The 26,908-nt window shown below is 61.7% G+C and carries 31 protein-coding genes; 18 read left to right on the forward strand and 13 right to left on the reverse strand.

From position 1 onward, the window contains the following. Window positions 1-13 precede the first annotated feature (13 nt). The 5 genes from ctaD (at window position 14) to AC1DU8_RS03700 (ending at window position 3,639) form a co-directional block, all read left to right on the forward strand. Window positions 14-1,648, forward strand: coding sequence for a cytochrome c oxidase subunit I (ctaD, locus tag AC1DU8_RS03680; protein WP_477726442.1), 1,635 nt, complete (start codon window positions 14-16; stop codon window positions 1,646-1,648). 23 nt (window positions 1,649-1,671) lie between these two features. Next, entirely contained in the window at window positions 1,672-1,785 is a 114-nt protein-coding gene (locus tag AC1DU8_RS03685) for a cytochrome oxidase small assembly protein (protein ID WP_457282220.1), read from the forward strand. Window positions 1,786-1,825: 40 nt separating this feature from the next. Next, window positions 1,826-2,437: a cytochrome c oxidase assembly protein gene (locus AC1DU8_RS03690; RefSeq protein WP_477666770.1), complete on the forward strand. Its 612-nt coding sequence runs from the start codon at window positions 1,826-1,828 to the stop codon at window positions 2,435-2,437. A 2-nt stretch (window positions 2,438-2,439) separates the two neighbouring features. Continuing rightward, entirely contained in the window at window positions 2,440-2,643 is a 204-nt protein-coding gene (locus AC1DU8_RS03695) for a DUF2970 domain-containing protein (RefSeq protein WP_457282218.1), read from the forward strand. Between the two features lie 78 nt (window positions 2,644-2,721). Next, entirely contained in the window at window positions 2,722-3,639 is a 918-nt protein-coding gene (locus AC1DU8_RS03700) for a cytochrome c oxidase subunit 3 (RefSeq protein WP_457282217.1), read from the forward strand. An 84-nt stretch (window positions 3,640-3,723) separates the two neighbouring features. On the opposite strand, the gene AC1DU8_RS03705 is transcribed toward AC1DU8_RS03700, so the two are convergent. Continuing rightward, entirely contained in the window at window positions 3,724-3,963 is a 240-nt protein-coding gene (locus tag AC1DU8_RS03705; protein WP_457282216.1) for a twin transmembrane helix small protein, read from the reverse strand. Window positions 3,964-3,981: 18 nt separating this feature from the next. Here AC1DU8_RS03705 and AC1DU8_RS03710 point away from each other — a divergent pair, with 18 nt between their 5' ends. The 5 genes from AC1DU8_RS03710 to AC1DU8_RS03730 all read left to right on the forward strand — a co-directional run bounded on the left by AC1DU8_RS03710 (window position 3,982) and on the right by AC1DU8_RS03730 (window position 8,424). Beyond that, window positions 3,982-4,734 carry an SURF1 family protein gene (locus tag AC1DU8_RS03710; RefSeq protein WP_457282215.1) on the forward strand — a complete coding sequence of 251 codons (753 nt, stop codon included), beginning with the start codon at window positions 3,982-3,984 and terminating at the stop codon, window positions 4,732-4,734. Window positions 4,735-4,835: 101 nt separating this feature from the next. Next, entirely contained in the window at window positions 4,836-5,468 is a 633-nt protein-coding gene (locus AC1DU8_RS03715) for a hypothetical protein (RefSeq protein ID WP_477727029.1), read from the forward strand. A gap of 248 nt (window positions 5,469-5,716) precedes the next feature. Then, entirely contained in the window at window positions 5,717-6,841 is a 1,125-nt protein-coding gene (locus AC1DU8_RS03720) for a COX15/CtaA family protein (protein WP_477666663.1), read from the forward strand. A gap of 17 nt (window positions 6,842-6,858) precedes the next feature. Next, window positions 6,859-7,776, forward strand: a complete 918-nt coding sequence (gene cyoE / locus AC1DU8_RS03725) for a heme o synthase (protein WP_457282213.1) — start codon at window positions 6,859-6,861, stop codon at window positions 7,774-7,776. Window positions 7,777-7,785: 9 nt separating this feature from the next. After that, window positions 7,786-8,424 (forward strand): SCO family protein, encoded by a 639-nt coding sequence (locus AC1DU8_RS03730; protein WP_477726443.1) that lies wholly within the window; start codon window positions 7,786-7,788, stop codon window positions 8,422-8,424. 89 nt (window positions 8,425-8,513) lie between these two features. Here AC1DU8_RS03730 and rpoH read toward each other — a convergent pair whose 3' ends face one another. The 8 genes from rpoH to AC1DU8_RS03770 all read right to left on the reverse strand — a co-directional run bounded on the left by rpoH (window position 8,514) and on the right by AC1DU8_RS03770 (window position 15,603). Then, window positions 8,514-9,443, reverse strand: a complete 930-nt coding sequence (gene rpoH, locus AC1DU8_RS03735) for an RNA polymerase sigma factor RpoH (protein WP_477666772.1) — start codon at window positions 9,441-9,443, stop codon at window positions 8,514-8,516. A 455-nt stretch (window positions 9,444-9,898) separates the two neighbouring features. Next, the gene (locus tag AC1DU8_RS03740) at window positions 9,899-10,192 is read right to left on the reverse strand and encodes a hypothetical protein (RefSeq protein WP_457282211.1); all 294 of its coding nucleotides are present in this window, start codon (window positions 10,190-10,192) and stop codon (window positions 9,899-9,901) included. 69 nt (window positions 10,193-10,261) lie between these two features. Beyond that, window positions 10,262-10,726 carry an Mpo1 family 2-hydroxy fatty acid dioxygenase gene (locus tag AC1DU8_RS03745; RefSeq protein ID WP_477726444.1) on the reverse strand — a complete coding sequence of 155 codons (465 nt, stop codon included), beginning with the start codon at window positions 10,724-10,726 and terminating at the stop codon, window positions 10,262-10,264. A gap of 135 nt (window positions 10,727-10,861) precedes the next feature. Continuing rightward, window positions 10,862-11,836: a Bug family tripartite tricarboxylate transporter substrate binding protein gene (locus tag AC1DU8_RS03750; RefSeq protein ID WP_477694361.1), complete on the reverse strand. Its 975-nt coding sequence runs from the start codon at window positions 11,834-11,836 to the stop codon at window positions 10,862-10,864. A 26-nt stretch (window positions 11,837-11,862) separates the two neighbouring features. Next, window positions 11,863-12,873 carry an Ldh family oxidoreductase gene (locus AC1DU8_RS03755; protein WP_477702239.1) on the reverse strand — a complete coding sequence of 337 codons (1,011 nt, stop codon included), beginning with the start codon at window positions 12,871-12,873 and terminating at the stop codon, window positions 11,863-11,865. Continuing rightward, complete coding sequence (locus AC1DU8_RS03760) at window positions 12,874-13,806, reverse strand: hydroxyacid dehydrogenase (RefSeq protein ID WP_477702240.1); 933 nt, start codon at window positions 13,804-13,806, stop codon at window positions 12,874-12,876. A gap of 191 nt (window positions 13,807-13,997) precedes the next feature. Beyond that, the gene (locus tag AC1DU8_RS03765) at window positions 13,998-15,173 is read right to left on the reverse strand and encodes a UxaA family hydrolase (RefSeq protein WP_477666665.1); all 1,176 of its coding nucleotides are present in this window, start codon (window positions 15,171-15,173) and stop codon (window positions 13,998-14,000) included. Between the two features lie 148 nt (window positions 15,174-15,321). Continuing rightward, complete coding sequence (locus AC1DU8_RS03770; RefSeq protein WP_007862870.1) at window positions 15,322-15,603, reverse strand: UxaA family hydrolase; 282 nt, start codon at window positions 15,601-15,603, stop codon at window positions 15,322-15,324. 158 nt (window positions 15,604-15,761) lie between these two features. Between AC1DU8_RS03770 and AC1DU8_RS03775 the strand changes: the two genes are divergently transcribed. From AC1DU8_RS03775 to AC1DU8_RS03785, 3 genes are read left to right on the forward strand one after another with little or no spacing between them, the layout of a single operon-like run. Continuing rightward, window positions 15,762-16,514: a GntR family transcriptional regulator gene (locus tag AC1DU8_RS03775; protein ID WP_477726445.1), complete on the forward strand. Its 753-nt coding sequence runs from the start codon at window positions 15,762-15,764 to the stop codon at window positions 16,512-16,514. Further along, complete coding sequence (locus tag AC1DU8_RS03780; RefSeq protein WP_477666666.1) at window positions 16,511-17,341, forward strand: inositol monophosphatase family protein; 831 nt, start codon at window positions 16,511-16,513, stop codon at window positions 17,339-17,341. The genes AC1DU8_RS03775 and AC1DU8_RS03780 overlap by 4 nt, the downstream gene beginning before the upstream one ends. 6 nt (window positions 17,342-17,347) lie before the next feature. Next, a complete protein-coding gene (locus tag AC1DU8_RS03785) occupies window positions 17,348-18,361 on the forward strand; it encodes a YeiH family protein (RefSeq protein ID WP_457282203.1) in 1,014 nt (337 codons plus the stop codon). A gap of 24 nt (window positions 18,362-18,385) precedes the next feature. Here AC1DU8_RS03785 and ftsY read toward each other — a convergent pair whose 3' ends face one another. Continuing rightward, entirely contained in the window at window positions 18,386-19,531 is a 1,146-nt protein-coding gene (ftsY, locus tag AC1DU8_RS03790) for a signal recognition particle-docking protein FtsY (protein ID WP_477702241.1), read from the reverse strand. Window positions 19,532-19,601: 70 nt separating this feature from the next. Here ftsY and AC1DU8_RS03795 point away from each other — a divergent pair, with 70 nt between their 5' ends. From AC1DU8_RS03795 to AC1DU8_RS03815, 5 genes are all read left to right on the forward strand, one after another. After that, a complete protein-coding gene (locus AC1DU8_RS03795) occupies window positions 19,602-21,080 on the forward strand; it encodes a M16 family metallopeptidase (RefSeq protein ID WP_477726446.1) in 1,479 nt (492 codons plus the stop codon). Window positions 21,081-21,114: 34 nt separating this feature from the next. Then, on the forward strand, window positions 21,115-22,515 hold the full coding sequence (locus AC1DU8_RS03800) for a M16 family metallopeptidase (protein WP_477702242.1): 1,401 nt from the start codon (window positions 21,115-21,117) through the stop codon (window positions 22,513-22,515). Beyond that, complete coding sequence (gene rsmD / locus AC1DU8_RS03805; protein ID WP_457282199.1) at window positions 22,512-23,168, forward strand: 16S rRNA (guanine(966)-N(2))-methyltransferase RsmD; 657 nt, start codon at window positions 22,512-22,514, stop codon at window positions 23,166-23,168. The genes AC1DU8_RS03800 and rsmD overlap by 4 nt, the downstream gene beginning before the upstream one ends. Window positions 23,169-23,250: 82 nt before the next feature. Continuing rightward, on the forward strand, window positions 23,251-23,751 hold the full coding sequence (gene coaD, locus AC1DU8_RS03810) for a pantetheine-phosphate adenylyltransferase (RefSeq protein WP_477666670.1): 501 nt from the start codon (window positions 23,251-23,253) through the stop codon (window positions 23,749-23,751). Between the two features lies 1 nt (window position 23,752). Then, on the forward strand, window positions 23,753-24,022 hold the full coding sequence (locus tag AC1DU8_RS03815; protein WP_457282197.1) for a YfhL family 4Fe-4S dicluster ferredoxin: 270 nt from the start codon (window positions 23,753-23,755) through the stop codon (window positions 24,020-24,022). A 158-nt stretch (window positions 24,023-24,180) separates the two neighbouring features. Here the strand turns inward: AC1DU8_RS03815 and pth are convergent, their stop codons facing one another. From pth to AC1DU8_RS03830, 3 genes are all read right to left on the reverse strand, one after another. Next, entirely contained in the window at window positions 24,181-24,795 is a 615-nt protein-coding gene (gene pth, locus AC1DU8_RS03820; protein WP_477690314.1) for an aminoacyl-tRNA hydrolase, read from the reverse strand. 154 nt (window positions 24,796-24,949) lie between these two features. Then, window positions 24,950-25,645, reverse strand: coding sequence for a 50S ribosomal protein L25/general stress protein Ctc (locus AC1DU8_RS03825; protein WP_431098044.1), 696 nt, complete (start codon window positions 25,643-25,645; stop codon window positions 24,950-24,952). A gap of 111 nt (window positions 25,646-25,756) precedes the next feature. After that, window positions 25,757-26,731 (reverse strand): ribose-phosphate pyrophosphokinase, encoded by a 975-nt coding sequence (locus tag AC1DU8_RS03830; protein ID WP_457282195.1) that lies wholly within the window; start codon window positions 26,729-26,731, stop codon window positions 25,757-25,759. Between the last annotated feature and the right edge of the window lie 177 nt (window positions 26,732-26,908).

A 26,908-nucleotide genomic window follows, 5' to 3' on the forward strand; every position in this document is an offset into this window, starting at 1 on the left:
AAAGGAAGCCAAGATGAGTGCAGTTCTAGACCATCACGATCACGCACATGATGACCACGATCACCATGCCCCGACGGGCTGGCGTCGCTGGGTCTTTGCGACCAACCACAAGGATATTGGCACGCTGTACCTGTTGTTCAGTTTCTTCATGCTGATGTTCGGTGGCGTGCTGGCCCTGCTGATCCGCGCCGAGCTGTTCCAGCCCGGCCTGCAACTGGTCAACCCCGAACTGTTCAACCAGCTCACCACCATGCACGGCCTGATCATGGTGTTCGGCGCCATCATGCCGGCCTTCGTGGGTTTTGCGAACTGGATGATCCCGCTGCAGATCGGCGCGGCCGACATGGCTTTTGCCCGCATGAACAACTTCAGCTTCTGGCTGTTGATCCCGGCCGGCATCATGCTGGTGGGGTCGTTCTTCATGCCTGGTGGCGCACCCGCCGCGGGCTGGACGCTCTACGCGCCGCTCACGTTGCAAATGGGCCCGTCCATGGACGCCGGTATTTTTGCGATGCACATCCTGGGTGCTTCGTCCATCATGGGTTCGATCAATATCATCGTCACCATCCTCAACATGCGCGCTCCCGGCATGACGCTGATGAAGATGCCGATGTTCTGCTGGACCTGGCTGATCACCGCCTACCTGCTGATCGCCGTGATGCCGGTGCTCGCAGGCGCCATCACCATGACGCTGACTGACCGCCACTTCGGCACCAGCTTCTTCAACCCCGCCGGCGGCGGCGACCCGGTGATGTACCAGCACATCTTCTGGTTCTTCGGCCACCCCGAGGTTTACATCATGATCTTGCCGGCCTTCGGCATCATCAGCCAGATCATCCCGGCTTTCTCGCGCAAGCGCCTGTTTGGCTACGCCTCCATGGTGTACGCCACCGGCTCCATCGCCATCCTGAGCTTCGTTGTGTGGGCGCACCACATGTTCACCACCGGCATGCCGGTTACGGGCCAGCTGTTCTTCATGTACTCCACCATGCTGATCGCCGTGCCCACGGGCGTGAAGGTGTTCAACTGGATCGCCACGATGTGGCGCGGCTCCATGACCTTTGAAACCCCCATGCTGTTTGCAGTGGGCTTCATCTTCGTGTTCACCATCGGCGGCCTGACGGGCGTGATCCTTTCGGTCGCACCGATCGACACGCAGCTGCAGGACACCTACTACGTGGTGGCCCACTTCCACTACGTGCTGGTGGCCGGTTCGCTTTACGCCCTGTTTGCCGGCTATTACTACTGGTCGCCTAAATGGACCGGCGTCATGTACAACGAAACCCGCGGCAAGATCCACTTCTGGTGGTCGCTGATTTCCTTCAACGTGACCTTCTTCCCGATGCATTTCCTGGGCCTGGCCGGTATGCCGCGCCGCTATGCCGACTACCCCATGCAGTTCGCGGACTTCAATGCCGTGGCCAGCGTGGGTGCCTTTTTCTTCGGTTTTGCCCAGCTGTACTTCTTCCTGTTCATCGTGGTGCCCACGATGCGCGGCCAAGGTGCACCTGCCAGGCAGAATCCCTGGGTGGACGAAGGCGGCAAGGGCGCCGAAGGTCTCGAGTGGGAAGTTCCTTCTCCCGCGCCTTTCCACACCTTCGAAACGCCGCCCAAGCTGGATGCCTCGGCAACCCGCGTGATCGGCTGATTGAACTCAACGGTAATTGCGCCATGACGACACCCGAACAAAAGAAGAGCAACCTGAGGCTGGCCCTGATACTGGCTTCGGTCGCTCTGGTCTTTTTTGCCGGCTTCATGGCCAAGATGATTTTCCTGAGCCATTGAGCCGCCAGGTCGACCTCAATCTCAAACCAGTACCGATGTGATGCGGCTCAAGCGCGAAAACTTCAACATGATGGGCAAGCTGGCCGTGATCGTGCTCGGCATGTTCGGCTTCGGTTATGCGCTGGTGCCCATCTACAAGGCGATTTGCGAGATGACCGGCATCAACGTGCTGGCCCTGTCCGACCGCCAGATCCCTGGTGCGACGCCCAATTTGCCGGCCAATACGCAGGTAGACCGCACGCGCACCATCACGGTTGAGTTTGATGCGAACACGCGCGGCCCCTGGCATTTCAAGCCCGCGCAGAACACGCTGCAGGTTCACCCGGGCGAGCTGACCACTGTGATGTACGAATTCCAGAATGTGCAGGACCGAACCATGTCCGCCCAGGCCATCCCCAGCTACGCTCCCGCGCAGGCCGGTGCGCATTTCAACAAGCTTGAGTGCTTCTGCTTCAGCCAGTACACCCTGGCGCCCGGTGAGAAAAAGCAGTGGCCCGTGGCCTTCGTGATCGACCCGAAACTGTCGAAAGACGTGAGCACGATCACGCTGTCCTACACCTTCTTTGAAGTGGGCGGCAAGACGCCGGCTGCGCCCGTCACGCCCAAGGCAACGACTGCCGCCGTGCCACCTGAAAAACAGGCAGGCGCATGAGCATGGCCGCAACCCCCCGCAAACCCTCTTTTTGGCGCACAGTCAAGGCTGTGGCCTGGTCCTTTGTAGGCCTGCGTGCACGCGGCGACTACGAAGAAGACGTGAAGAATTTGAGCCCTCTCCACATCATTGTGGTGGGGCTGATTGCCGTGGTCGTGTTTGTCGCAGTCCTGGTGCTGCTGGCGAAGTGGATGGTCGCGCGCTAAAGCGCGGCATCCTCACAATGCCCCACGGTACAAGTTAAAAGATTATTGGAAATTCGAGAGAAAAACAGGAGTCGAGCGATGTCATCAGCAACCCACGGGTCAACCCCCCACTACTTCGTCCCCAGCCCATCGAGCCATCCGGTGATGGCATCTATTGGCCTGTTTTTTGTCATCTTGGGCGCCGGCCAGTGGATCAATGGCGCCGACTGGGGCAAATGGTCGTTGGCCTTCGGTATGGTGTGGTGGTTGGTCACGTTGTTTCGCTGGTTCAGCCAGTCCATCGCCGAAAGCGAAGGCGGCATGTACGGCCGCAAGATCGACATGTCCTTCCGCTGGAGCATGAGCTGGTTCATTTTTTCGGAAGTGATGTTCTTCGGCGCTTTCTTCACTGCATTGTGGTGGGCCCGCTCGCACTCCTTGCCCGCACTGGGCAGCCTGGAAAACGCGCTGCTCTGGCCTGATTTCAAGGCGGCCTGGCCCTCTATCGTGCCCGGCGCCACGACATCGCCCGCCGACATCGTCGAAGCGTTTACCGCCATGAAGCCGCTGGCGATAGGCGGCGGCATCTGGGCCAGCATCATGGGCTCCCTGCCAACGGTCAATACGGCACTGCTGCTGAGCTCCGGTGTCACCATCACCATCGCCCACCACGCGCTGATTGAAGGCAAGCGTGCCCGCACCATCGCTTTCATGTGGGCGACGGTTGCGCTCGGCGTGGTCTTCCTGTTCGTGCAGGGCTATGAGTACTTCCATGCCTATCACGAGATGAACCTGAAGCTGTCGTCCGGCGTCTACGGCTCGACCTTCTTCCTGCTCACGGGCTTTCATGGCTTCCACGTGTTTGTCGGCATGCTGATGCTGCTGTTCATCACGCTGCGCCTGCACAAAGGCCATTTCACCCCTGAAAAGCATTTCGGCTTTGAAGGCGCTGCCTGGTACTGGCACTTTGTGGATGTGGTGTGGCTGGGCCTCTACATCCTGGTGTACTGGTTGTAAGGGAACCAACAGCGGCTCAGGCCGCTCAACCAAAGGCCGCTTGATGCGGCCTTTGTTCTTTATTCCGCCACCCGCAGTGGTTTTTTATTTACCAGCGGGGATGCCGGTAGGCTGGATATAACCGAGCTTCCACGCAATCAGAATGCAGACAAACAGCAAAACCGAAAACCCGATACGGAACGCCAGTGCGCGCGCCATGTTGCTGTTTTTGCGTTTGCTGCTTTCGGCGCCTTCACTGCCCTTGCCGCCCCTGAGCATGAAAAACAATGCGGAGGCCAGGCTGGCAAAAATGGCGATAAACGCCAGTGCGATCAGGTAAGTCATGAACAGGATTATCGGCTCATGACACGTGCTTTGCACTCCCCGCGCTTCTGGATTCTCACGGTGGCCGCACTGGTGGTTGCCGGCACGACTTTTTCGCTGGGGCAATGGCAGCTGCGCCGCGCCGCGCAAAAAGAAGCGCTGCAGGCCGCCGTCGATTCCAAAGGACGGCTTCCCGCGCTGGATGTGCGTTCACTGCTTGCCAGCCAAAACCTCGCTGATGACATTCACCGGCCCGCCATGCTCAAGGGAAGCTGGCGCGCCGAGCACACCGTGTATCTCGACAACAGGCCCATGAGCGGCAAGACGGGTTTTTTGGTGGTAACACCGTTGCTGCTGGAAGGCAGCCAGCAGGCCATTCTGGTGCAGCGTGGCTGGGTGCCGCGCAACTTTGCCGACCGCACACGCCTGCCGGATGTTTCAACGCCGCCAGGCATCGTGACGGTTGAGGGCCGTATGGCCCCGCCGCCTTCCAGGCTCTATGAGTTCCAGGGTACCGAGAGTGGGCGCATACGGCAAAATCTCGACTTGCCTGCTTTCCGGGCGCAAACCGGCCTGCCGCTGCTGGATGTCTCATTGCTGCAGACCGGTGCGCCCAGTGAAGGCCTGCTGCGCGAGTGGGCTGCGCCCAACCTGGGCGTGGACAAGCACTACGGTTATGCCTTCCAGTGGTTCGGCCTTTGCGGCCTGGTGGTTCTTTTGTATGGCTGGTTTCAGCTGGTCCTTCCTTTTCGTACCCACATGCGCGGCAAACGCCGCGATCAATTGCCGTGACAAACGATACGCCTGCTACCCCTCATAGCCCTGATACTCCTCCCGTCCACGCTGCTGCAGCCGGACTGCAAGACCAGCCCCTGGGCCTGACCGTGCATGCCATGCCCGTGTTGGACCAGTCCAGTACGCGCGCACCCAGCACCGTGGCAGGCCGCTGGAAAATGCTGGCCGTGCTGCTGGTGTGCGCGGCACCGGTCATCGCGTCTTACGTCACCTACTACCTGATCCGGCCCGAAGGCCGCCGCAACTTTGGTGAGTTGATTGACCCGCAGCGTCCGCTTCCGCCGCTGGCCACGCGCTCGCTCGACGGCCGAACCGGCACGCTGACGGCGCTGAAGGACCAGTGGCTGCTCATCAGTGTGGCCGGCGGCGCCTGCGGTGCGCGGTGCGAGCAGAACCTGTATTTCCAGCGCCAGCTGCGCGAGTCCCTCGGCAAGGAAAAAGAGCGCCTGGACCGTGTCTGGCTGGTGGTGGACGAAGCGCCGGTGCGTGATGCCTTGCTCCCCGCGCTGGCTTCGTCGGCGGTGCTGCGTGTGGCGCCAACTGAACTCGCGAAGTGGCTGGAGCCCGCTGCGGGTCAGCGCCTGGGGGATCACTTGTACCTGGTCGACCCCATCGGCAACTGGATGATGCGTTTCCCGGCCGACATGGACGTCGCCGCCGCTGCCAAGGCCAAGCGCGACCTGGAGCGCCTGTTGCGCGCCTCCAGCAGCTGGGACAAAGAGGGAAGGTGAATATGGCCCCCACGCTTTTCACTTCGTGTAATGCGCTGCCCCCCGAGGGGGCCGCTGCGCCTGCGGTCCGGCAAAGCCGGTTCCGCGGCCCCTGCTTGTGTGAAGAGCCCCCACGGTCGCTCACTGCGTGTAGCTCCCTGCCCCCCGAGGGGGCCGCTGCGCCTGCGGTCTGGCAAAGCCAGTCCCGCGGCCCCTGCTTGGTTGGATACCTCCAGGGCGTTGCGGGCTCCAGTTTTCATTAATCAATCATGGCCGCGCAAAATCTTTACGACTTGAGTCCTGCCCTGCGCCTGATGATCATGGGGCTGGTGGTGGCGCTCGGGCCGCTGGCCTGGGTGTGGGTACACAACAAGAATGCCCCGGTGGCGCAACGCTTGCGGGTGCTGACGCTGGTGACGCTGTTCCTCACGTTTGATCTGGTGATCTTCGGCGCGTTCACGCGGCTCACTGACTCCGGTTTGGGATGCCCCGACTGGCCTGGTTGCTACGGCAGCGCGAGTCCGGTTGGCGCCCAGATGCACATCGAAGCTGCGCAGACTGCGATGCCGACCGGCCCCGTGACGCATTCCAAGGCGTGGATCGAGATGATCCACCGCTATCTGGCGACTGGCGTTGGCGTGCTTATTCTTACGCTCGCGGTGACAAGCTGGCTGGAGCGCAAGCGCACACCGGTCTCATTCTGGTGGCCTGCTGTCACGCTGATCTGGGTGTGCCTGCAGGGCGCGTTCGGCGCGCTCACTGTGACCATGAAGTTGTTTCCGGCCATCGTCACGTTGCATCTGTTGGGCGGCCTGGTTCTGCTGGCCTTGTTGCGCGCGCAGGCGGTGCGTTATGCGCAAGCGCAGGGCGTCAGCGCCACGGATATTTCTGCCGGCCTGCGGCGTGCTGTGATCGCAGCCTTCGTGCTGCTCTGGGTGCAGATTGCTCTCGGCGGCTGGGTCAGCACCAACTACGCCGTATTGGCCTGCACGGACTTTCCGGGTTGCCAGGGATCGCTGTGGCCGGCCATGGACTTCCGCCAGGGCTTCACGCTGTGGCGCGAACTCGGTGCGGGCCATGACGGCGCCAATATCAGCTTTGAGGCGCTCACCGCCATTCACTATGTGCACCGCCTGGTGGCCTATCTCGTGTTTGCCGTGTTTCTGGCGCTTGCCTTGTGCCTGCACCGCGTGCCCGCATTTCGCACATCGGCGCGCTGGCTGGCCGGGCTCATACTGCTGCAGGCCGTCACTGGCATCAGCAACGCCGTGCTGGGCTGGCCTTTGCTCGCCGCGGTCATGCATACCGGCGGTGCCGCGGCCCTTGTCATTGTGCTCAGCGGCGTGGTCTTTTCCAGCCGCAGCGGCCCCCTACGCCATATGCGTCAAAATTGAATGCCTAGCGACTTTCCATGAACCCCAGTACTCCCTCCGCCGCACCGGCTCCGGCCTTGCCCCGCGCGCCCTCCCGTTTCGCGCAGTTTTATGCGCTGACCAAGCCGCGCGTGGTGCAACTCATCGTGTTTTGCGCGTTGATCGGCATGGTGCTGGCCGTTCCCGGTGTTCCGTCGTGGCCGGATGTCCGGCTCGCGCTGATCGCCTGCGCCGGCATCTGGCTGGTGGCTGGGGCTGCCGCCGCCTTCAACTGCCTGGTCGAGCAGCAGATTGACTCGCGCATGCGGCGCACCGCCTGGCGGCCCACCGCCAAGGGCGAGCTCAGCAATCCGCTCACGCTGTCTTTTTCGGCCGCACTGTGCGCCCTCGGTTCGTGGATTCTTTATGTGTGGGTGAACCCGCTCACCATGTGGCTGACTTTTGCCACCTTCATCGGTTATGCGGTGGTCTACACCGTGATCTTGAAGCCGTTGACGCCGCAGAACATCGTGATCGGCGGCGCTTCAGGCGCCATGCCGCCGGTGCTGGGCTGGGCTGCCATGACGGGTTCGGTCGGCCCGGAGGCGTTGATCCTCTTTTTGATCATCTTCCTCTGGACGCCGCCGCACTTCTGGGCGCTGGCCCTCTACCGCGTGGAAGACTACCGCAAGTCAGGCCTGCCCATGCTGCCCGTGACGCACGGCAATGAGTTCACGCGCCTGCAGGTGTTCCTCTACACGCTGGTATTGTTCCCCGCCTGCCTGATGCCGTTTATCTTCAAGATGAGCGGCTGGCCTTACCTCGTTGCCGCTGTCGCGCTCAGCATCGGCTTCAGCTGGTATGGCTTTCGCCTGTGGCGCAACTACTCCGACGCGCTGGCACGCAAGACCTTCCGGTTTTCACTGATTCATCTTTCGGTGCTGTTCGCAGCGCTGCTGCTTGACCACTATCTCTAGGCTCCCACCATGAAGTCCCACAGCACGCCCCGGGCTGCCTCACCCGTTCGCCGATCTGCTATTAAAACAATAGCTGCCTGCGCTTTTGCAGTGGGTGCTGCAGGCATTTTTACTGCATGCGCACCGGACAAACCTCAGTTCAAGAGCATTGACCTCACCGGCGCCGACTACGCGCAGGGCTTCACGCTGGCCGACCACAATGGCCAGGTGCGCACGCTGAAAGACTTTGCCGGCAAGGTGGTGGTGGTGTTCTTCGGCTTCACGCAGTGCCCCGACGTCTGCCCGACCTCCATGGCCGAGCTGGCGCAGGTCAAGAAACTGCTGGGCACCGATGGCGACAAGCTGCAGGCAATCTTCATCACGGTCGACCCGGAACGCGATACGCCCGAACTGCTCAAGGCCTACATGGGCAATTTCGACCCGACCTTTGTGGCGCTGCGGCCCACGCTCGACCAATTGCCCCAGGTCGCCAAGGACTTCAAGGTGTATTACAAAAAAGTCGACGGCAAAACGCCGGGCAGCTACACCATGGACCATTCCGCCGGCAGCTATATCTTCGACGGCCAGGGGCGCATCCGTCTTTACAACCGCTACGGCAGCGGCGCTGAGGCGCTGGCGTCCGACATCCGCCTGTTGCTCAAGTCCTGAGCGAATCCGTTCCGCACGGCTGGAACCGGAAAAGGAAAAAGCCCGCACATTGCTGCGCGGGCTTTTGAAAGAGCGTAAGCCTGCGGGTTTTACGCGTAGGCGGCCAGCACCTTCTTCATCTTCTTCATGGCCGCCACCTCAATCTGGCGGATCCGCTCGGCGCTGACCTTGTACTCGTCGGCCAGGTCGTGCAGCGTCATGCCGCCTGAACCGTCGTCGTTCACCTTGAGCCAGCGCTCTTCCACAATGCGGCGTGAACGCGGGTCGAGATCTTCCAGCGCAGCAGTGATGCCGTCTGACGCCAGGTTGTCGCGCTGGCGCGACTCCATCAGTGCCGTCGGCTCTTGCGTGGCGTCGGCCAGGTAAGCGATCGGGCCAAAGGCGTCTTCGCCGTCGTCACTCGGGCTTGGGTCCAGCAGCACGTCGCCGCCCGACATGCGCTGCTCCATCTCGATGACTTCCTCGCGCTTGACGTTCAACGTCTTGGCCATTGAGTCGATCTGGCCTTCGGTCAGCGTGTCGCGGTGCGTCGCCACGTCGGCGTCGTCCTTGAAACCCTGCTTCATCGAGCGCAGGTTGAAAAACAGCTTGCGCTGGGCCTTGGTGGTCGCGACCTTGACCATGCGCCAGTTTTTCAGGATGTACTCATGGATCTCAGCCTTGATCCAGTGCATGGCGTAGCTCACCAGGCGCACGTTCTGGTCCGGGTCGAAGCGCTTGACCGCCTTCATCAGGCCGATGTTGCCTTCCTGGATCAGGTCGCCGTGCGGCAGGCCATAACCCAGGTATTTGCGCGAAATCGAAACCACCAGACGCAAGTGAGAGAGCACTAACTTACCTGCGGAATCTAGATCGTTGTTTTCCTTGAGATTTTTGGCAAATTCCTGCTCCTGCTCCAGGGTGAGCATGGGGAGACGGTTCACGGCGGAAATATAAGCGTCCAGGTTGCCCAGCGGGGGCACCAGCGACCAGGGGTTGACGGCTGTGGACGCGCCCGATTTCGGCACGACAGCGGTCAGGGAAGCGGGGGAAAGAGCATAAGACACAGCAAGACTCCTTTCGTCTGGTGCTAAATATTAGCACTCTGTTGGAGAGAGTGCTAAGCAATAGGTTCAATGACTCGGATAGCGCAAGGCTAATAAGTGAAAACCCTTGGTATGAGCCGCATTGTGGGCCATTGGTTCAGGGGGATTGGTTTCTGCCTTGTAAATGCGCGGTATCGATTTGTACGGGGCTGCAGCCCTTCCAAAGGCGGGTTTGCTATCTATTTGATAGCTACCTGCGCAAGTTCTTGTTGGGTTGAAGCCATATTTGACGCCAAATCCAGGTGGGCTGTGCATCAGCTTTATGGCCAATTTTATGGAATGAAATTGGCCTTTTATCCAGGTAGGACGGGCGCAAGCAGCTACGAATTTAATAGCGGTTCCGTACTTTTCGTTCCCAGCCACCTGAACCGGCGCTTGCAGGTATGGATTTACGGCAGGCGCTTGTCGTCACGCACTTCGCGGACTTCGACGTCCACCACGTCGCCGGCACGGGGGCTGGCCGGGTTGCCTTGGGCGGCCCCACCCGGCCACATGCCCTGGGGCGAATAGCGCTGGAAGCGGCCAAACACCATCGCAGGCGCCGGCTTGCGGCCGGTGACGAGCGACTTCAGGAGGCTCAGCGCCACGACGATCAGGGCTGCGACCAGCAGGCTGACGGCAAACACAGCCGCGAAGATGCCAAAGAGGAGCTTGAGGAAAAAACGCAGAATTTTGCTGATCAAGCGAGGTACCTGTGAAAAGGTTTAAACCTCCAAGATGGAGGCCGCCCGGGTGTTTTCAAGCTGGATGGATCACCAGCGTATACCCAGCTTGCCAAACAGCTTGCTGAGCACAAACAGCGGCCCGACCCAGAGGTACTGGATATCTTCAAAGAAAGAAGGCTTTTTGCCCTCGATCTTGTGGCCGATGAATTGCAGGATCCAGGCGCCCACAAAAATGCCGATACAAATCGGCAATACCAGCGGCCCCATGGCGAACACCAGACCCAGAAACAGCACCGACCAGACCGCCATGGTCATAAAGAACATCGCCGACAGGCGCGCGTAGTAGACCATGCTGGCCGCGACGAACACATACGCGATATAGGGGTGAAGCGCAAACAGCATGCCGACCAGGCTCAGCATGATGAGCGGGATGGCGATGAAATGGATCAGTTCGTTGCGCGGGTTCTGGTGGCTTTCGCCGTAGTGCGCCAGCAGCTGGTCAACCTTGCGCGGCCCGGTAACGGTATCGGGAATATCCGCTATGTCGTTCATGTATGTCTCCAGTGGCGGGGATCGCCTCTGGACGGATTTTCCGCCAGGCCACCAGAACCGGAGCGGTGTTTTACAAAACGTAACGCAGACCGCGAACGGCCTGCGGACTTTGTGCTTACCGGGTGTGCTTGCCGATCAGGTCGGCGTGATTTTCGCGGTCTTGATAATCCGGCTCCAGCGGTCTATTTCGCTTTTCAGGAAGCGGCCGAACTCTTCTGAACCCTTTTGTGAGACACGAAAGCCTTGTTGCTTGGCGCGCTCTTCCACGTCAGCGCTGTACATGATCTTGATGATCTCGCGCGAGTATCTGTCGACAATGTCATCCGGCGTCTTGGCCGGGAGCATGGCCCCTGTCCAGTTCTCGACAAAGAGGCCAGTCATACCGGCCTCGAAAGCAGTCGGGACATCAGGCACCCCCGGGTGCCGGCCCAGGCTGCAGATCGCGATCGCGCGCAGTTTTCCACCTTTGACGTGAGCGATCGATTCCGGATAGTTGGAAAAAATCACGTCCAGCTGGCCACCGATCAGGTCGACCATCGAGGGCGCGCCGCCGCGGTAGGGCACGTGGATCATCTTCGTTTTGTTCAACTCGCAGAACAAAGCCATGGTCAGGTGTGCTGGGGTGCCGTTGCCGCTCGAGCCCGCGCTCAGCTGCTTGGTTTTGGACACGGCCATCAGGTCCTTGAAGTCCTTGATGGGACTGGCGGCGGGAACCACGACCAGCATCGGCGAATTGGCCATCAGGGCGACCGGGCGCAGGTCTTTGGTGAAGCTGTAAGCCGCATTCGGATACAGGGATACGTTCGCGGCATGTGTCAACGTGATGGCCAGCAGCGTATTGCCGTCGGGCGTTGATTTGGCGACCTGCTCGGCGCCGATCTGCGCGTTTCCGCCAGCCTTGTTTTCGACAATCACGGGAGTCTTCCACGCCTCGGACAGCTTTTGGGCGACCGTGCGGGCCATCATGTCGGTCAGGCCGCCGGGCGTGAACGGGACCACATACTTGATGGTGCTGCCTGGTTTGGGAAAGGTCTGCTGGGCCAGCCCCAGACCCGGAATGCCCGTCAGGGCTGCACCTGTTGATGCCAATACGATGTCACGACGTTTCATGCCTACTCCTCTTGATTGAATAACTGTTAACCCACTAACTGATCCAACTGCGATTTGAGTGCGTCGGGAATGTTGATTCCCGTCTGTAGTGCTTTCGTTTCAAGTGCGATGCGCCGCGTACCGGCCAGACGTACACCTTCGTCCAGCAGCATTTCGGCGATCACGGTTTCCATGCGTTCAAAGTAAGTGTCTGTGCCTGCAAGCGCGCCCGGGTCGATCAGGATGAAAGCCTGGCCGATTCGCGGCTGATTGCCCTCATCCACAAAAAACGATGATGCCTCAAAAGCAAACTGCGCGCCAATCACGGCTGTCACCAGCAGCTCAACCATCAATGCCAACATGGAACCTTTGGGGCTGCTCACGGCGCCCAGCGGCAGCATGGAGCCTTCCAGAGCCGCCTGTGCGTCCGTTGTGGGCCGGCCTTGCGTGTCCAGCGCCCAGCCCAGCGGAATGGATTTGCCTTCCTTGGCCGCAACCATCACCTTGCCGCGCGCAACTTCGCTCAGAGACAGGTCAATCAGCAGTGGATCGGCGTTTCTGCGGGGAAACGCGGCAGCAATCGGGTTGGTTCCAAAGATCGGGTGCTTGCCGCCTGCCGCTGGCATGGCCGCCGGTGCGTTGGCAAAACCAAGGCCTACCAGGCCCGCATCGGTTGCGGCGCGCAGATGATCCACCAATACCCCGCAATGGTGGCTGTTGGTCACGCCGACAAAACACACGCCCAGTTCCCGGGCGGTTGCAATCGCTGTGGAGATCGCCAGGTCGCAAGCGGGAAAAGCCAGGCCCTGCTTTGCATCCACCAGCACCGCCGCACCTTTTTTGTGCGCCACGACGGCGACGGCATGGCCATCGGCCCGGCCATTGCGAAGATGGGTGGCATATTGGGGCACGCGGCTCAGGCCATGCGAAGCGAGTCCTTGCGCTTCGGCGCGAACCAGTGCTCTCGCGGTGGTGGCCGCCATGGCTTCTGCCGCGCCCGCCTTGCGCAGCGCCTGCGTGGCAAGACGTGTTGCTTCTTCAATAGACAGTTGGACCATTTACTTCAGGCTCTCCAGCACCTTGTCGGCAATCATGAACGATACACGTTCATTTGACTGCATGCTGAGACCTGAAATGTGTGGCGTAAGCAACAGGTTGGGGCATCCTTGCAACGCCGCGCTCGCGGGCAGGGGCTCGGCATCGAATACATCAATGGCCGCACCGCCCAGTTGCCCCGACCGCAGTGCCGCACTGACTGCCGCGATGTCCACGATGTGGCCCCGCGAGGTATTGATCAGGACTGCGCCTTTTTTCATCTGGCCAATGCGTGCCGCGCTGAGCAGCCCGCGCGTCGCATCCACCAGGGGCACATGCAATGTGACGGCATCTGCGCCGCTGATGAGGTCGTCAAGGCCGGCGTACTGCACACCGGTCTGCGCGAAAACCGGGGCATCGGGTGCAAGCGCGGGGTCATAGGCAATCACGTGCATGCCCAGGCCACGTGCCAGGCGCGCGGTGGTCTGGCCTATGGAGCCAAAACCGATGATGCCTAATGTTTGTCCGGCAGCTTCACGGCCGTTGCTCAACGCAGCGCGCGGCCACTGGCCGGCTGCCACGGCTTCGGTCGAAGCAAACGCACCGCGCAACAGCAGCAGGGTGCTGGCAACGACGTATTCGGCGACGCTGAGCGCATTGGCGCCCGAGGCGGGAATGACCTTGATGCCGCGGGCTTCGCAGGCCGGCACGTCGATGTTGTCCAGCCCCACGCCGAGCCGGCCCACCACCTTGCAGCGGGCCATTGCGGCGAGCAGTTCGCCGCGCACCTGCGTCAGGTTGCGCACGATCAACACATCGGCTTGGCCCGCCTCGGCCCGCAGGCGGGTGGCGTCGCCCACCAGCTGCGGGTCATAGAGCACGTCATGTGCCGCTTCAAGCTGCGCCACTGCGCGCTCGTCCATGAATTCACAGATGACAATGCGCGCCCGCGTCATGACAGTGCCACCAGCATGTGAGCACAATTTTCCGCCGGGCCGCCCCAAGGAAAATTAGCCCCCTCGGGGGGCAGCGTATTACACGAAGTGAAAAGCGTGGGGGCCAAATTTTCCGCCGGGCCGCCCCAAGGAAAATTAGCCCCCTCGGGGGGCAGCGTATTACACGAAGTGAAAAGCGTGGGGGCCATGTTCTAGGCTGATTCAAAGAGGCGCGTCAGCACGAACTCGCGGTGGCCCAGCGCTTCTGCAGCGGTCAGGCGGCCGTTGGCGGTGCGCAGCATGTTCTCCAGCAGCTTGTCGCCGGCCTGGTCGAGCGTGATATCGCGCTGCAGCAGCCCGGAGGTGTCCACGTCGATGTGTTCGCTCATCAGGCGCACGGTGCGCGGGTTCGAGCAAATCTTGATCACGGGAACAATCGCATTGCCGATCACGTTGCCCTGGCCGGTGGGGAAGAAGTGCACGGCGTAACCGGAGGCGGCGCACAGGGTCACCATTTCGGCGGCGGCACTGGACGAGTCCATGAACCACAGGCCCGGGTGCGTGGGCATCTCGGCCTTGTCGATGACGCCGTCGACCGTGCAGACCTTGCCGATTTTCTGGATATTGCCCAGCGCTTTTTCCTCGATGGTCGTGAGGCCGCCGGCGATGTTGCCTTTGGTGGGCTGCGAGTCCGACAGGTCGCTGGTCTTGTGGCGGTTGATCATGTCCTGGTAGCGGTTGAACATGAACATGAACTGGTCGCGCACGGCATCTGTGGCACAACGGTCGGCGACGATCTTTTCACCACCGGTGATCTCGGAGGTTTCACCGAAGCACAGGTAGTTGCCGAGCGGGTGCAGCTTGTCGAAGGCGTTGCCGACGGTGGGATTGGCGCCGCAGCCGGACGTGGTGTCCGATTCGCCGCACTTGGTGGACACCCACAGTTCGGAGATGCCGCAGACCTCGCGCTGCTTTTCGCTGGCCCACTGCACATACTCACGTGCGGCTTTGGAGGCCTTCATGATGGTCTCATGGTCGCCGTGGCCTTCAATGCCGAAGCCCACGACCGGTTTGCCAGTTTTGGCGATGCCGTCCACCACTTTTTTGGTCCAGCTGTCTTCAATGCCGATCACCACGACGGCGGCGACATTGGGGTTGCAGCCGGCACCGATCAGGGTGCGAAAGTGCAGCTCCAGGTCGGCACCGAATTGCAGCCGCCCATAGGGGTGCGGAATCGCCATGCAGCCCTTGATGTTGTGGGCCACCGCCTCGGCGGCTGCATTGGAAAGGTCGTCCAGCGGCAGGATGATGACGTGGTTGCGCACGCCGACGCGGCCGTTTTCACGGCGGTAGCCCAGAAATGTGGTGTTTTTATCGATGACTGACATGGGGGATCCTTTTAAAGTTTTTTGAGTTGATGGTTTGGATGGCGTAGCGAACGGGCGGCAGGCAAGGCGCAAACCGCAGGCGGGCTCCTGCCCGGCGAGGATTTGCAACGCTGCATCCCGCCCGCGCAGTAGCCAGGCAAGCCATCAACTACCAGCGCTTGGTTTTGATGTTATGGACATGGGCGTGCTGGCCGGCCTTGATGTTGGCAACAACCTTGCCCATGTCGATGCCGTACTTCAGCACGGTGTCGCCGACAGCCATGTCCTTGAGGGCCACCTTGTGGCCGATCGGGATGTCCTGTTGGGCCTGCACATTGATCATGCGGTCCTCGTCCATGATCCAGCCGGTCATGGCGGTTCCTGCCTTCACACCTTCCACCACCACAACGGCCACGGTGTCTTTGGCGTCATGCAATACAAAATGAATCATGGGGTCTCCGAATGGCGTGAGTTGAATTGAGTTGCCAGTTTTATGGGCCGGCAACCGCTTGTCAATTCACTCATATATATGACTTGTACGACTCGCCCGTTGGTGTTTCAATGGCGGCCGTGAATGTCAAAAACACATCGGCTCCATTGCGTCCGTTGATGAGCGAAGAGGCCATGCCGCTCTACCGCCAGGTCAAGCGCGAGCTGCAAAAACTCATCGAGGCCGGGCATTGCGGCCCGGGTAAACCCTTGCCCAGCGAGGCGAATATTGCCGCGAGCCTGCAGGTGAGCATTGGCACCCTGCGCCATGCCGTTGACGAGCTGGTACACGAGCATGTGCTGGTGCGGCGGCAGGGCAAGGGAACTTTTGTGGCGCCGCACAACAATGCCCGCTTCATGTTCCAGTTTTTTCACGTGGAGCCGCACTGGAACTTCGGTGACGACGATGCGGCGCGGGACCGCGACTACCCGGAAATTGACTGCATCGCTTTTGGGCGCGAGCGGGCCACGGAGCAAGAAGCCGCCGCGTTGCGTATCAAGGCGGGGGAGTCCGTGTTCAGGGCGGAAAACCGCCTCGCCCTGCAGGGCAGGGTGGTCATGCATGACCGGCTGACCATTGCGGCGGCTCTGTTCCGCAACCTCACCGAAAAGCGTTTTGTGGAAAGGCCCGGCACGATCTATGCCTTGTACCAGACGGACTTCGGCATCACCGTGCTGCGGGCACAGGAACGTGCACGCGCCGCGGCGGCCGACCGGACCCAGGCGCGCCTGCTGGGGCTGGCGGTGGGCTCCCCGGTGCTGGAAGTGCATCGGCTGGCCCTGACGTTCGGCGACAAGCCCGTGGAATACCGGGTCTCTACCATCAATACCCAGGCGCACGACTATGTCAGCGTGCTGTCCAAGAAGGCATGAACATGGACCTTGTTGTGGTGCTGGAGAAAACCCGGCTCGCGGGCATGGAGGCTGCCGCCCGCATCAGGAAAGCGCAGGCTGAACTGCAGCCGGCGGATGTCCGTCAGAAAGCGCCGGGTGACTGGGTCACGCGCTTTGACCGCGAAGTGGAAGAGGGCTTGCGCGGCGCATTGCTGCAAGTCTTGCCGCAGAGCGGTTTTGTCGGCGAAGAAAGCGGCGGCGAATTGACGGAGCAGCCCACCTGGCTGGTCGACCCGATTGATGGCACGGCAAACTTTGCGCGCGGCTACCCTCAGTATGCGGTATCGATTGCACTGTGTGTGGACCGGCAGCCGGTGCTGGGCGTGATCGTGGATCCGTCCCGCCACGAAATTTTTACTGCGGCATCGGGCCTTGGTGCATACCTGAATGGGGAGCGCCTGGCCTGTGCTGCCGCGCGCCCTGCTGCGCAATGCCTGGTTTCGACGGTGTTTCCCAAGCCGGGTGCGCCTTTCATGGACGACTACCTGCGTGAATTTGGTGATGTACTGAGAACGTTTGGGCAGGTTCGGCGAAGCGGGTCCATGGCGCTGGAACTGGCTTATGTGGCGGCCGGGCGGGCTGATGCCTTCTGGGAACGCGGCATGGGCGCGTGGGACGCTGCGGCCGGGTTGGTGCTGCTGCGCGAGGCCGGCGCCACGATGCGGTCCCTGGACGGCTTGCCCCTGCTGCAAAGCCGGATGCTGGTGGCGGGAAGCCCTACCGGTGCGGCGCTGCTGGAAAAAGTTCTCACGCATTACCCCGGTGGTCCAAACCCTCCGTCCCATTCATCCAACAAGTCTGTCTGATATCCCATGATTTTTAAATGGCGCATGGCGCTGGCGTCCCACTTTCCAGGTGTGCTGGTGTGCATGGTGATTGCACTGGCCGCGACTTTCATCTCCGAGCACTATGGCGGTCCCCAACTGCTCTATGCCTTGCTGATCGGCCTGGCGTTCCACTTTCTCAATAGCCACCCCAAGGCGGCCAAGGGCATTGGTTTTTGCGGCCGCGTGGTGCTGCGCGTGGGGGTCGCGCTGCTTGGTGCCCGCATTACGTTTGCGCAAGTGGCCCAACTGGGCGCCGGAACCGCCGTGGTTATCGTGCTGGCGGTGGTACTGACGATTTTGCTGGGCGTGCTGCTGGCGCGCTGGCTGAAGTGTTCGCGTGATGAAGGCCTGCTGTCGGGCAGCGCGGTGGCCATCTGCGGTGCATCGGCGGCGCTAGCCGTGTCTTCCGTGCTGCCCCAGACGAAAGAAAACGAACGCTTCACACTGCTGGCCGTGGTGGGCGTCACGGTGCTGTCGACGCTGGCGATGGTGGTTTACCCATTCAGCCTGCAGGCCATCGGGCTCTTGCCGGGGCAGGCCGGTATTGTGCTGGGCGGCTCGATTCACGACGTGGCGCAGGTGGTAGCGGCCGGCATGATGCTCGGCCCGCAGGCGGGTGACACGGCCACCGTGGTCAAGCTGTTTCGCGTCATGATGCTGATGCCCATCGTACTGTTCATTGCGGTGCTGTACCGCAACCATCCGGCCGTCAAGGTGCCGGAAACAGAAGTGCCGCTGGTACCGGGCTTCCTGATCGCTTTTGTCGTGCTGGTCATGCTGGCCAGCGCCGGCCTGATCGCGGCGCCGGTGGTTCAACTGGCCAGCGATGCATCGCGCTGGATGCTGGTAACGGCCATTGCCGCTGCGGGTGTGAAGACCAGTTTTGAAGACTTGCTCAAGCTGGGCTGGAAGCCTGTGGCGCTGTTGCTGGCCGAGACATTCTTTATCGTGGCCTTCGTGGTGATCTCGGTACTGCTGCTAAAGCTTGGGGTGCCTTGAGCGGCAAGCGGCGAATCTGCCGGTTCAGCCCAGAAGAGCCTGCGCGAATTCACGCGCGTTGAAGGTTTCCAGGTCTTCCAGCTGCTCACCCACACCGATGAAGTACACCGACACCGGACGCAGTGTGGGTGAGGCAATGGCACGTTCACGGGCCCACAGCGCAATGGCCGCCAAAACGCCGCCCTTGGCTGTGCCGTCCAGCTTGGTCACGATGAGGCCGGTCAGCTGCAGCGTGTCATCAAAGGCCTTGACCTGGGCCAATGCGTTTTGCCCGGTGTTGCCGTCAATAACCAGAAGTACCTCGTGGGGTGCTGTGGCGTCTGCTTTCTGCACTACACGTTTGATCTTGCGCAGCTCTTCCATCAGGTGCAACTGCGTCGGCAGGCGGCCGGCCGTGTCGACCAGCACCACATCTTTGCCGCGCGCCTTGCCTGCGCTCACGGCGTCAAAGCTCACGGCGGCCGGGTCGCCGCCTTCCTGGCTGACGATCTCGACGGTGTTGCGGTCGGCCCAGACGCTGAGCTGCTCGCGCGCCGCGGCGCGAAAGGTGTCAGCTGCTGCCAGCAGCACCGAGGCGCCTTCGGTGGCCAAGTGCCGTGTGAGCTTGCCGATGGATGTGGTCTTTCCGGCACCGTTGACCCCGGTCACCATGATCACGGTGGGCTGGTACTGGCCGATCACGAGGGGCTGCTCCAGCGGCTTGAGCAGTTGTGCGATGGAGTCCACCAAGGCATTCTTGACGGCGACGGGGTGCGTCATGCCGCCTTCCTTGACGCGGCGTTTGACATCGGCCAGCAGGTGTTCGGTGGCCTTGCTGCCGGCGTCGGCCATCAATAACGCGGTCTCCAGGTCTTCGTAGAGTGCATCGTCGATGCGGCTGCCGGTGAACACGGTCGAGATGCTGGAGCCGGTCTTGCGCAGCCCGGCCTGCAGCTTGCCGAGCCAGCGTTCCCGCTCGGGGGCCACAGCGCCGGGAACCGGAATGGCAATGGGGGTTACAAGCGCGCTGCCAATCAAGCTGCCACCCGCAGGAGCTGGCGCGGGCACGGGTGCAGCGGGCACAGGTACTGCCGGGTCCGGGGTGGATCCGCCGGCCGGGGAGGGCGTATCGGGCGCAGAAGACGCCGGTGGGGCAGGGGGAGGGGATTTTTTCTTGAAAAAACTGAACATTGGGTATGCTTGTGGAGTCCTAGTGGGCAATTGCACTCTGCAGTGCCGTGCGGCGCCACCCAGCTATTCTATGAAACACCCCAGGCCAGCCCTTTTGACACCCCCAGTACCCCTATCTTCCATACTTCGCCCGTCGGCCGCCTGGCGCCTGCCCGCCTTGGTGCTGACTCTGTGCCTGGGCACGGCGGCCCTTGCGCAGGCGCCCGCGCCCGCACCGGCAGTGGAGCAGTTCACGCTGGCCAACGGCCTCACGGTCATCGTCAAGCCCGACCACCGCGCGCCCACCGTGGCCCACATGCTGTGGGTGCGCGTGGGCTCCATGGACGAGGTCGACGGCACATCGGGCGTGGCCCATGTGCTGGAACACATGATGTTCAAGGGAACGGCGAAGGTCAAACCGGGTGAGTTTTCAAAGCGCGTAGCCGCCCTGGGCGGACGCGACAACGCTTTCACCAGCCGCGACAACACGGCCTACCACCAGCAGATTCCGGCCGGCAAGCTGGAGGACGTCATGCGCCTGGAGGCTGACCGTTTCACCGGAAACCAGTGGGCCGACGACGAGTTCAAGCGCGAGATCGAGGTCGTCAAGGAAGAGCGGCGCCTGCGCACCGAAGATTCGCCGCGCGCCATGCTGTATGAGCAGATGACCGCGATGACGTTTACTGCCTCGCCTTACCGGCGCCCGGTGGTCGGCTGGATGAGCGACATCGAGGCCATGACACCCGACGATGCGCGCGACTTTTACCGCCGCTGGTATGTGCCTGCCAATGCCGCCGTGGTCATTGCCGGTGATGTAGATGTCGCGCAGGTCAAAAAGCTGACCGAAAAATACTACGGCGGGATTCCGGCGCGTGCCGTGCCGGTGCGCAAGCCGCGTACCGAGCCCGTGCAGGCCGGTGTGCGCCGCATGGACTTCAAGGCACCGGCCAGCCAGGCCTATGTCAGCATGGTTTTCAAGGTGCCCAAGCTGGAGCCGGCAGACCTGGCCGCGCCGGTCGCCGGCGCCGGCCGCGACGCGCTGGCGCTGACGGTGCTGGCCGCCGTGCTGGACGGTTACAGCGGCGCCCGGCTTGACCGCGCGCTGGTGCAGCAGTCCCGTGTGGCCGACAGCGCCGGTGCGTCCAATGGCCTGATGGGCCGGGGGCCGCAGCTCTTTTCGCTTGACGGCGTGCCCGCTGCCGGTAAAACCGCCCAGCAGGTGGCCGACGCGCTGCGCGAGCAGGTGGCCAAGGTGGCGCGCGAAGGCGTGAGCGAGGCCGAATTGAACCGCGTCAAGACGCAGTGGGTGGCCAGCGAGACCTACAAGCTCGACTCGGTCTTCAACCAGGCGCGCGAGCTCGGCTCCCACTGGGTGCAAGGCCTGCCGCTGGATGCCAGCGAACGCATCATTGCCGCCCTGCGCAGCATCACGGGCGCCGAGGTGCAGGCAGTGGCCGCGAAATATTTTGGTGACGACCAGATGACGATGGCAACGCTGTTGCCGCAGCCGCTGGATCCGAACCGCAAGCCGCGCCAGGGCACTGCGCCTGCCGGCGACCTGCAGCGTTGAGCTGCCCTACTCATCCAGAATTGTTGACAACATCATGATTGCTATAAAAACAATAGCGGCTCGCGCAAGGTGTGTAGGGGTCGCAGGCCTTTTTGGTTTGTTTTTTCACTCGCTGGCGCTGGCTGCCCTGCCGATCCAGCACTGGACGCAGCCCAATGGCGCCAAGGTTTACCTGGTCGAAAGCCCGGCGATTGCCATGCTGGACGTGCAGATCGACCTGGACGCCGGCAACCGGCGTGACCCTGCTGACAAAGCCGGCCTGGCCAGCATGATGGCCGGCCTGCTGGAAAAAGGTGTGCGTGCCAGCAATGGCTTGGGGCCAGACGGAATTTGTGGAGGGCTGTGTGTTCCCGAGCCGGCGCTCGATGAAAACGCACTCAGCGAAGCCTGGGCGGATCTGGGCGCGCAGTTCGGTGCCGGCACCACGTCCGACCGCCTGAGCTTTTCACTGCGCACCCTGACCGACCCGGCGCTGCTGGACAAAGCCGCAGCGCTGGCCGCACGTGAGATCGCCGAGCCGGCTTTTCCCGAAGCTGTGTGGCAACGCGAGCGCGCACGCCTGCAGGCCTCGATCCGCGAGTCCTATACCCGCCCGGCCAGTGTTGCCGGCCGCGCCTACACACCGGCGGTATACGGCACGCATCCCTATGGTTATGAAGTCACGGAAGAAAGCCTGACGCGCATCAGCGTGGGCGACATGCGCGCCGCGCACGCCACTGGCGTGACGGCTTGCCGCGCGCGCATCAGCATGGTGGGCGCCGTGACGCGCGCGCAGGCTGATGCCATCGCTGCAAAATTGCTGTCACGCCTGCCGAAAACGGCTTGCGCCAGCCTGCCGCCATTGCCGGCCGTGGCCGAGGTCGCGCCGCTGGCCGCACCGGTTGAAAAACGCATCCCCTTTGCTTCAGCGCAGGCGCAGGTACTGATCGGCCAGCCGGGCTACAAACGCTCGGACCCGGACTACTTCGCCCTGACGGTGGGCAATTACATCCTGGGCGGCGGCGGTTTTGTCTCGCGGCTGGCCAGTGAAGTGCGTGAAAAGCGCGGCCTGACGTATGGCGTGTCGAGTTATTTCTCACCCGCCTTGCATGCGGGCGCCTTCACCATCAGCATGCAGACCCGGCCTGACCAGGCTGCGCAGGCCGTGGACCTGGTGCGCAAAGTGGTGGCTGACTTTGTCGCCAATGGCCCGCTGGAGACAGAGCTCAAGGCCGCGAAGGACAACCTGGTCGGCGGCTTTGCCTTGCGCATTGACAGCAACCGCAAGCTCCTTGACAACGTGTCGAGCATTGCCTGGAACGACCTGCCGCTGAACTACCTCGATACCTGGACGCAGCAGGTCGACAAGGTCACGGTGGCCGATGTCAAGGCGGCTTTTGCACGCAAGCTGCAGCCCGAAAAAATGGTCACTGTTATCCTTGGCGCCGCACCATGAAGTACACGCCCGCTCCCACCCCAGCTCCCGCCACCCCCAAGAACCCGCGCGCCAAAAGCGGCAAGGTGGTGGGCCGAAAAACCGTGCCGCCGGGTGAGATCCGCATCATCGGCGGCTTGTACAAACGCACAAAATTGCCGGTTCCCAGCAAGCCGGGCCTGCGTCCCACGCCCGATCGCGTGCGTGAAACCCTTTTCAACTGGCTGGGCCAGGACCTGACGGGCTGGCGCTGTATCGACGTGTTTGCCGGCACCGGCGCGCTGGGCTTTGAGGCCGCGTCGCGCGGCGCGGCCGACGTGCTGCTGTGCGAGCAGGACCCGGCGCTGGCGCAACAGCTCAAGACGGTGCAGGCCAGGCTCAAGGCCGACATGTGCCGTATCGAGCGTGGCGACGGACTGAGCGCCTTGAAACGCGTTGCGCCGGGCAGCCTGCAACTGGTGCTGCTCGACCCGCCTTTTGAGTCCACCCTGTACGAATCCACGCTCAAAGCCGCAGCGCAGGCCATCGGTCCGACCGGCGTGGTTTATCTGGAGGCGCCCAAACCCTGGACGGATGAGGAACTGCTGCCGCTGGGTTTACAGGTGCACCGCAGCGGCAAGGCAGGCGCCGTGCATTTCCACTTGCTGGCCGCTCTGGGTACGCCAGCGGGCTGAACCGCCGGCCAGGCCTTGCCTGCCTCGTGGTTACAGGGCGGCAATTGGCGGCAAAAAGGGTGGGGCGGGCATAATTCCTCCTATGGCCACCTCCCGCACCGCTGTTTATTCCGGCACGTTTGACCCGTTCACCTTGGGCCATGACGACGTCGTGCGCCGTGCTGCCGGGTTGTTTGACCGGCTTGTCATTGCCGTGGCCACTGCCCACCACAAGAAAACCCTGTTTTCACTGGAAGCGCGTGTGGCGCAGGTACAGGCGGCAACCCAGGGCATCGCTGGCGTCACGGTGCTGCCGTTTGACGGCCTGATCATGGATTTTTGCACGGCGCAAAAGGCCTCAGCCGTGGTGCGCGGAATCCGCAACATCACCGACTTTGACTACGAAGCGCAGATGGCGGCCATGAACCGCAAACTGCGCCCCGAGGTGGAAACCGTGTTTCTGTTGCCCGACGCACCGCTGCAATGCATCAGCAGCACGCTGGTGCGCGAGATCAGCAAGCTGGGCGGCGACATCAGCCAGATGGTGAGCCCGGCGGTGGCGTCGGCACTGGCGGCGGCGCACGAAGCCGCAAAGGGGCGCTGACATGGCCCTGATGATCACCGACGAGTGCATCAACTGCGACGTCTGCGAACCCGAATGCCCCAACCAGGCGATTTACCTGGGCAAGGAAATTTACGAGATCGATCCGCACAAATGCACGGAATGCGTGGGCCATTTCGATGAGCCCCAGTGCGTGCAGGTTTGCCCTGTGGCCTGCATTCCCATCAACCCGCAGCACATTGAAACGCGGGAAACCCTGTTTGAAAAATACCAGCGGCTGCAAACCATTATTCCGGTGGTCACGGCCCGGTGACCTGATTCCGTCGGGGACATGGGTTTTCGAGCCTGGTACCTTCCCGGCAGCACAAATTTATAGCCAAACAGGCCTCTGGACTAACAGGGGTGAGCGCAAGCAGCTATAAAAATAGTAGCACTCCACCTTTTGCGTGGTGTGCCCGGCTCGGCTGAATTTCAGTCTTCGATATCCACTTTGCGCGGCGGTTTCGGCCGCGGTGGCGTGCTGGTGTGGATCATCATCGTGGCTTTTTCCATCTCGCCCTTGAGCAGTTCCGGCACGGCCTTGATGCAGCGGGCAATGCAGTCTTCAATCGCCACGCGGTGCTCTTGCGAAGGTTTTTTCAGCACCCAGTTGACCACCTCGGCCTTCACGCCCGGGTGGCCCACGCCGATGCGCAGGCGCCAGTAGTCGGCCGTGCCCAGCTGCGCATGGATGTCGCGCAGGCCATTGTGGCCGGCATGGCTGCCGCTGAACTTGAGCTTGACCTGGCCGGGCACGATGTCCATCTCGTCGTGCGCCACCAGCACTTCCTCGGGTGCGACCTTGAAGAACCGCGCCAGCGCCGCCACCGACTTGCCGGACACGTTCATGAAGGTGAGTGGTTTGAGCAGCCAGACGTTCTGGCCGTTCACCGTGATGCGGGCCACCTGGCCGTGGTAACTCTTGTCCAGGCTCAGCGGGGCTTTCAGCTCCTGCGAGAGGGCGTCGATAAACCAGAAACCGGCGTTGTGGCGGGTGGCTTCGTATTCAGGGCCAGGGTTGCCTAACCCGACAAACAATTTGATCATTTGGAGATTTCCATCCGCCCAATTCTAGGGGCGTGTCTGTCGTGCTTCGCATCCCTGGGGTTGAAGGGATAAGGCTGGTCAAGAAAAACGGCCCTTGTCCTGCGGGAGGACAAGGGCCGCGAGCCTTTTCAGGCCTGAGCGTGAAGTGGGTTAATTACTTCTTGGCGGCAGGCTTGGCAGCGTCGGCCTTGGCGCCGGCTTTGGCTTCCTTGGCGGCCGCAGCTTTAGCGGCTTTCGGATCCACCGGTGCGGCTGCTGCAGCGGCTGCTGCGGCATCGGCCTCGGCTTCTTCGGAAACGGCAGACACCGACACCAGAACCGGGTTGTCCTGGCCCTTGGCCACGAACTTCACGCCCTTTGGCAGGGTGATGTCCTTGATGTGCAGCGGCGAGCCCTTCTTCAGGCCCTTCAGGTCGACGGCGATGAATTCGGGGATGTCTGCAGGGAAGCAGGACACGGTCAGCTCGGTGATCACGTGGTTGACCAGGCAGTTCTCCGTCTTGACGGCTGGAGACTCTTCTTCACCGCTGTAGTGCACAGGCACTTTCACGGTCATCTTGGTCTTGGCTTCCACGCGCTGGAAGTCGATGTGCAGGATCTGCTGTTTGTACGGGTGCATTTGCAAGTCGCGCAGCAGAACCTTGTGTTCTTTGCCTGCCAGTTCCATCTGGAGGATGGAAGCATGGAACGCTTCTTTCTTGATGGCGTGGAACAACGCGTTGTGATCGATTTCGATCAGCGTGGGTTCACCGGTGCCACCGTAAACAATACCGGGCGTACGGCCGGTGATGCGGAGACGGCGGCTCGCACCCGTGCCCTGCTTTGCGCGCTCAAAAGCGACGAATTTCATAATCAACTCCAATAAAGAACGGACCGCGACCAGTCTCGTTCTGGTTTAAAAAGCTGCTTTTTCCTGACGATGAACATCGTGAGGCGAGGGCAGCTACCTTTTTGTTTCAGATCAGAACAGGTTGTCCTGGTCCGAAAACAAACTCATGACCGACTCTCCCTTGGCGATGCGCTGAATGGTTTCAGCGATCAGCGGCGCCACGGAGAGCTGGCGAATCTTCTTGCAGCTTGCTGCATGGGCGCTCAGCGGAATGGTGTTGGTGATCACCACTTCATCGAGTGCGTCGCCCTGGGCGATGCGGTCAATGGCCGGGCCCGAAAAAATCGGGTGCGTGCAATATGCGTAAACCTTCTTGGCGCCGCGCTCTTTCAGCACTTCAGCCGCCTTCACCAGCGTGCCGGCCGTGTCGATCATGTCGTCCATGATGACGCAGTTGCGGCCTTCAATGTCGCCGATCACGTGCATCACTTCAGACACGTTCGCCTTGGGGCGGCGCTTGTCGATGATCGCCATGTCGCAGCCCAGCTGCTTGGCCAGCGCCCGGGCGCGCACCACGCCGCCCACATCGGGCGACACGACCATCAGGTCGGCGTAATTCTTCTGGCGCAAGTCGCCCAGCAACACCGGCGACGCATAAATGTTGTCGACCGGAATATCAAAAAAGCCCTGGATCTGGTCGGCATGCAGATCCATCGTCAAAACACGCGACACGCCCACGGCCTGCAGCATGTTGGCGACCACCTTGGCTGTAATCGGCACCCGCGCCGAACGTGGGCGGCGGTCTTGCCGGGCATAACCGAAATACGGGATCACCGCGGCGATGCGCTCGGCCGAAGCCCGTTTCAACGCATCAACCATGATCAGCAGTTCCATCAGGTTGTCGTTGGTCGGCGCGCAGGTCGACTGCACCACAAACACATCACGGGCCCGGACGTTCTGCTGGATCTCGACGGTAACCTCACCATCCGAAAAACGGCCGACATGGGCTGCACCCAGTGAAATGCCCAGGTGCTGGGCGATGTCGGAGGCCATGCTCGGATTGGCATTGCCGGTGAAAACCATGAAGTCGGGATGGTGCGTTTGCATGTGGGGCCCAGCTGCTACAAGGACTTGAACGTGGCTGAAATTTTTATCGAAGCAAAATACGCACGGGACAACACGTTGCAACGGGCTTGGCAGTGAGCGCCGCTTGCCTGGCGTGTTTCCAAAAACACACAGACCCGCTGATACACATCACGCGGGTCTGTCAGGAGTCACACGGGC

This window comes from Polaromonas sp. P3_A5 (assembly GCF_056403055.1).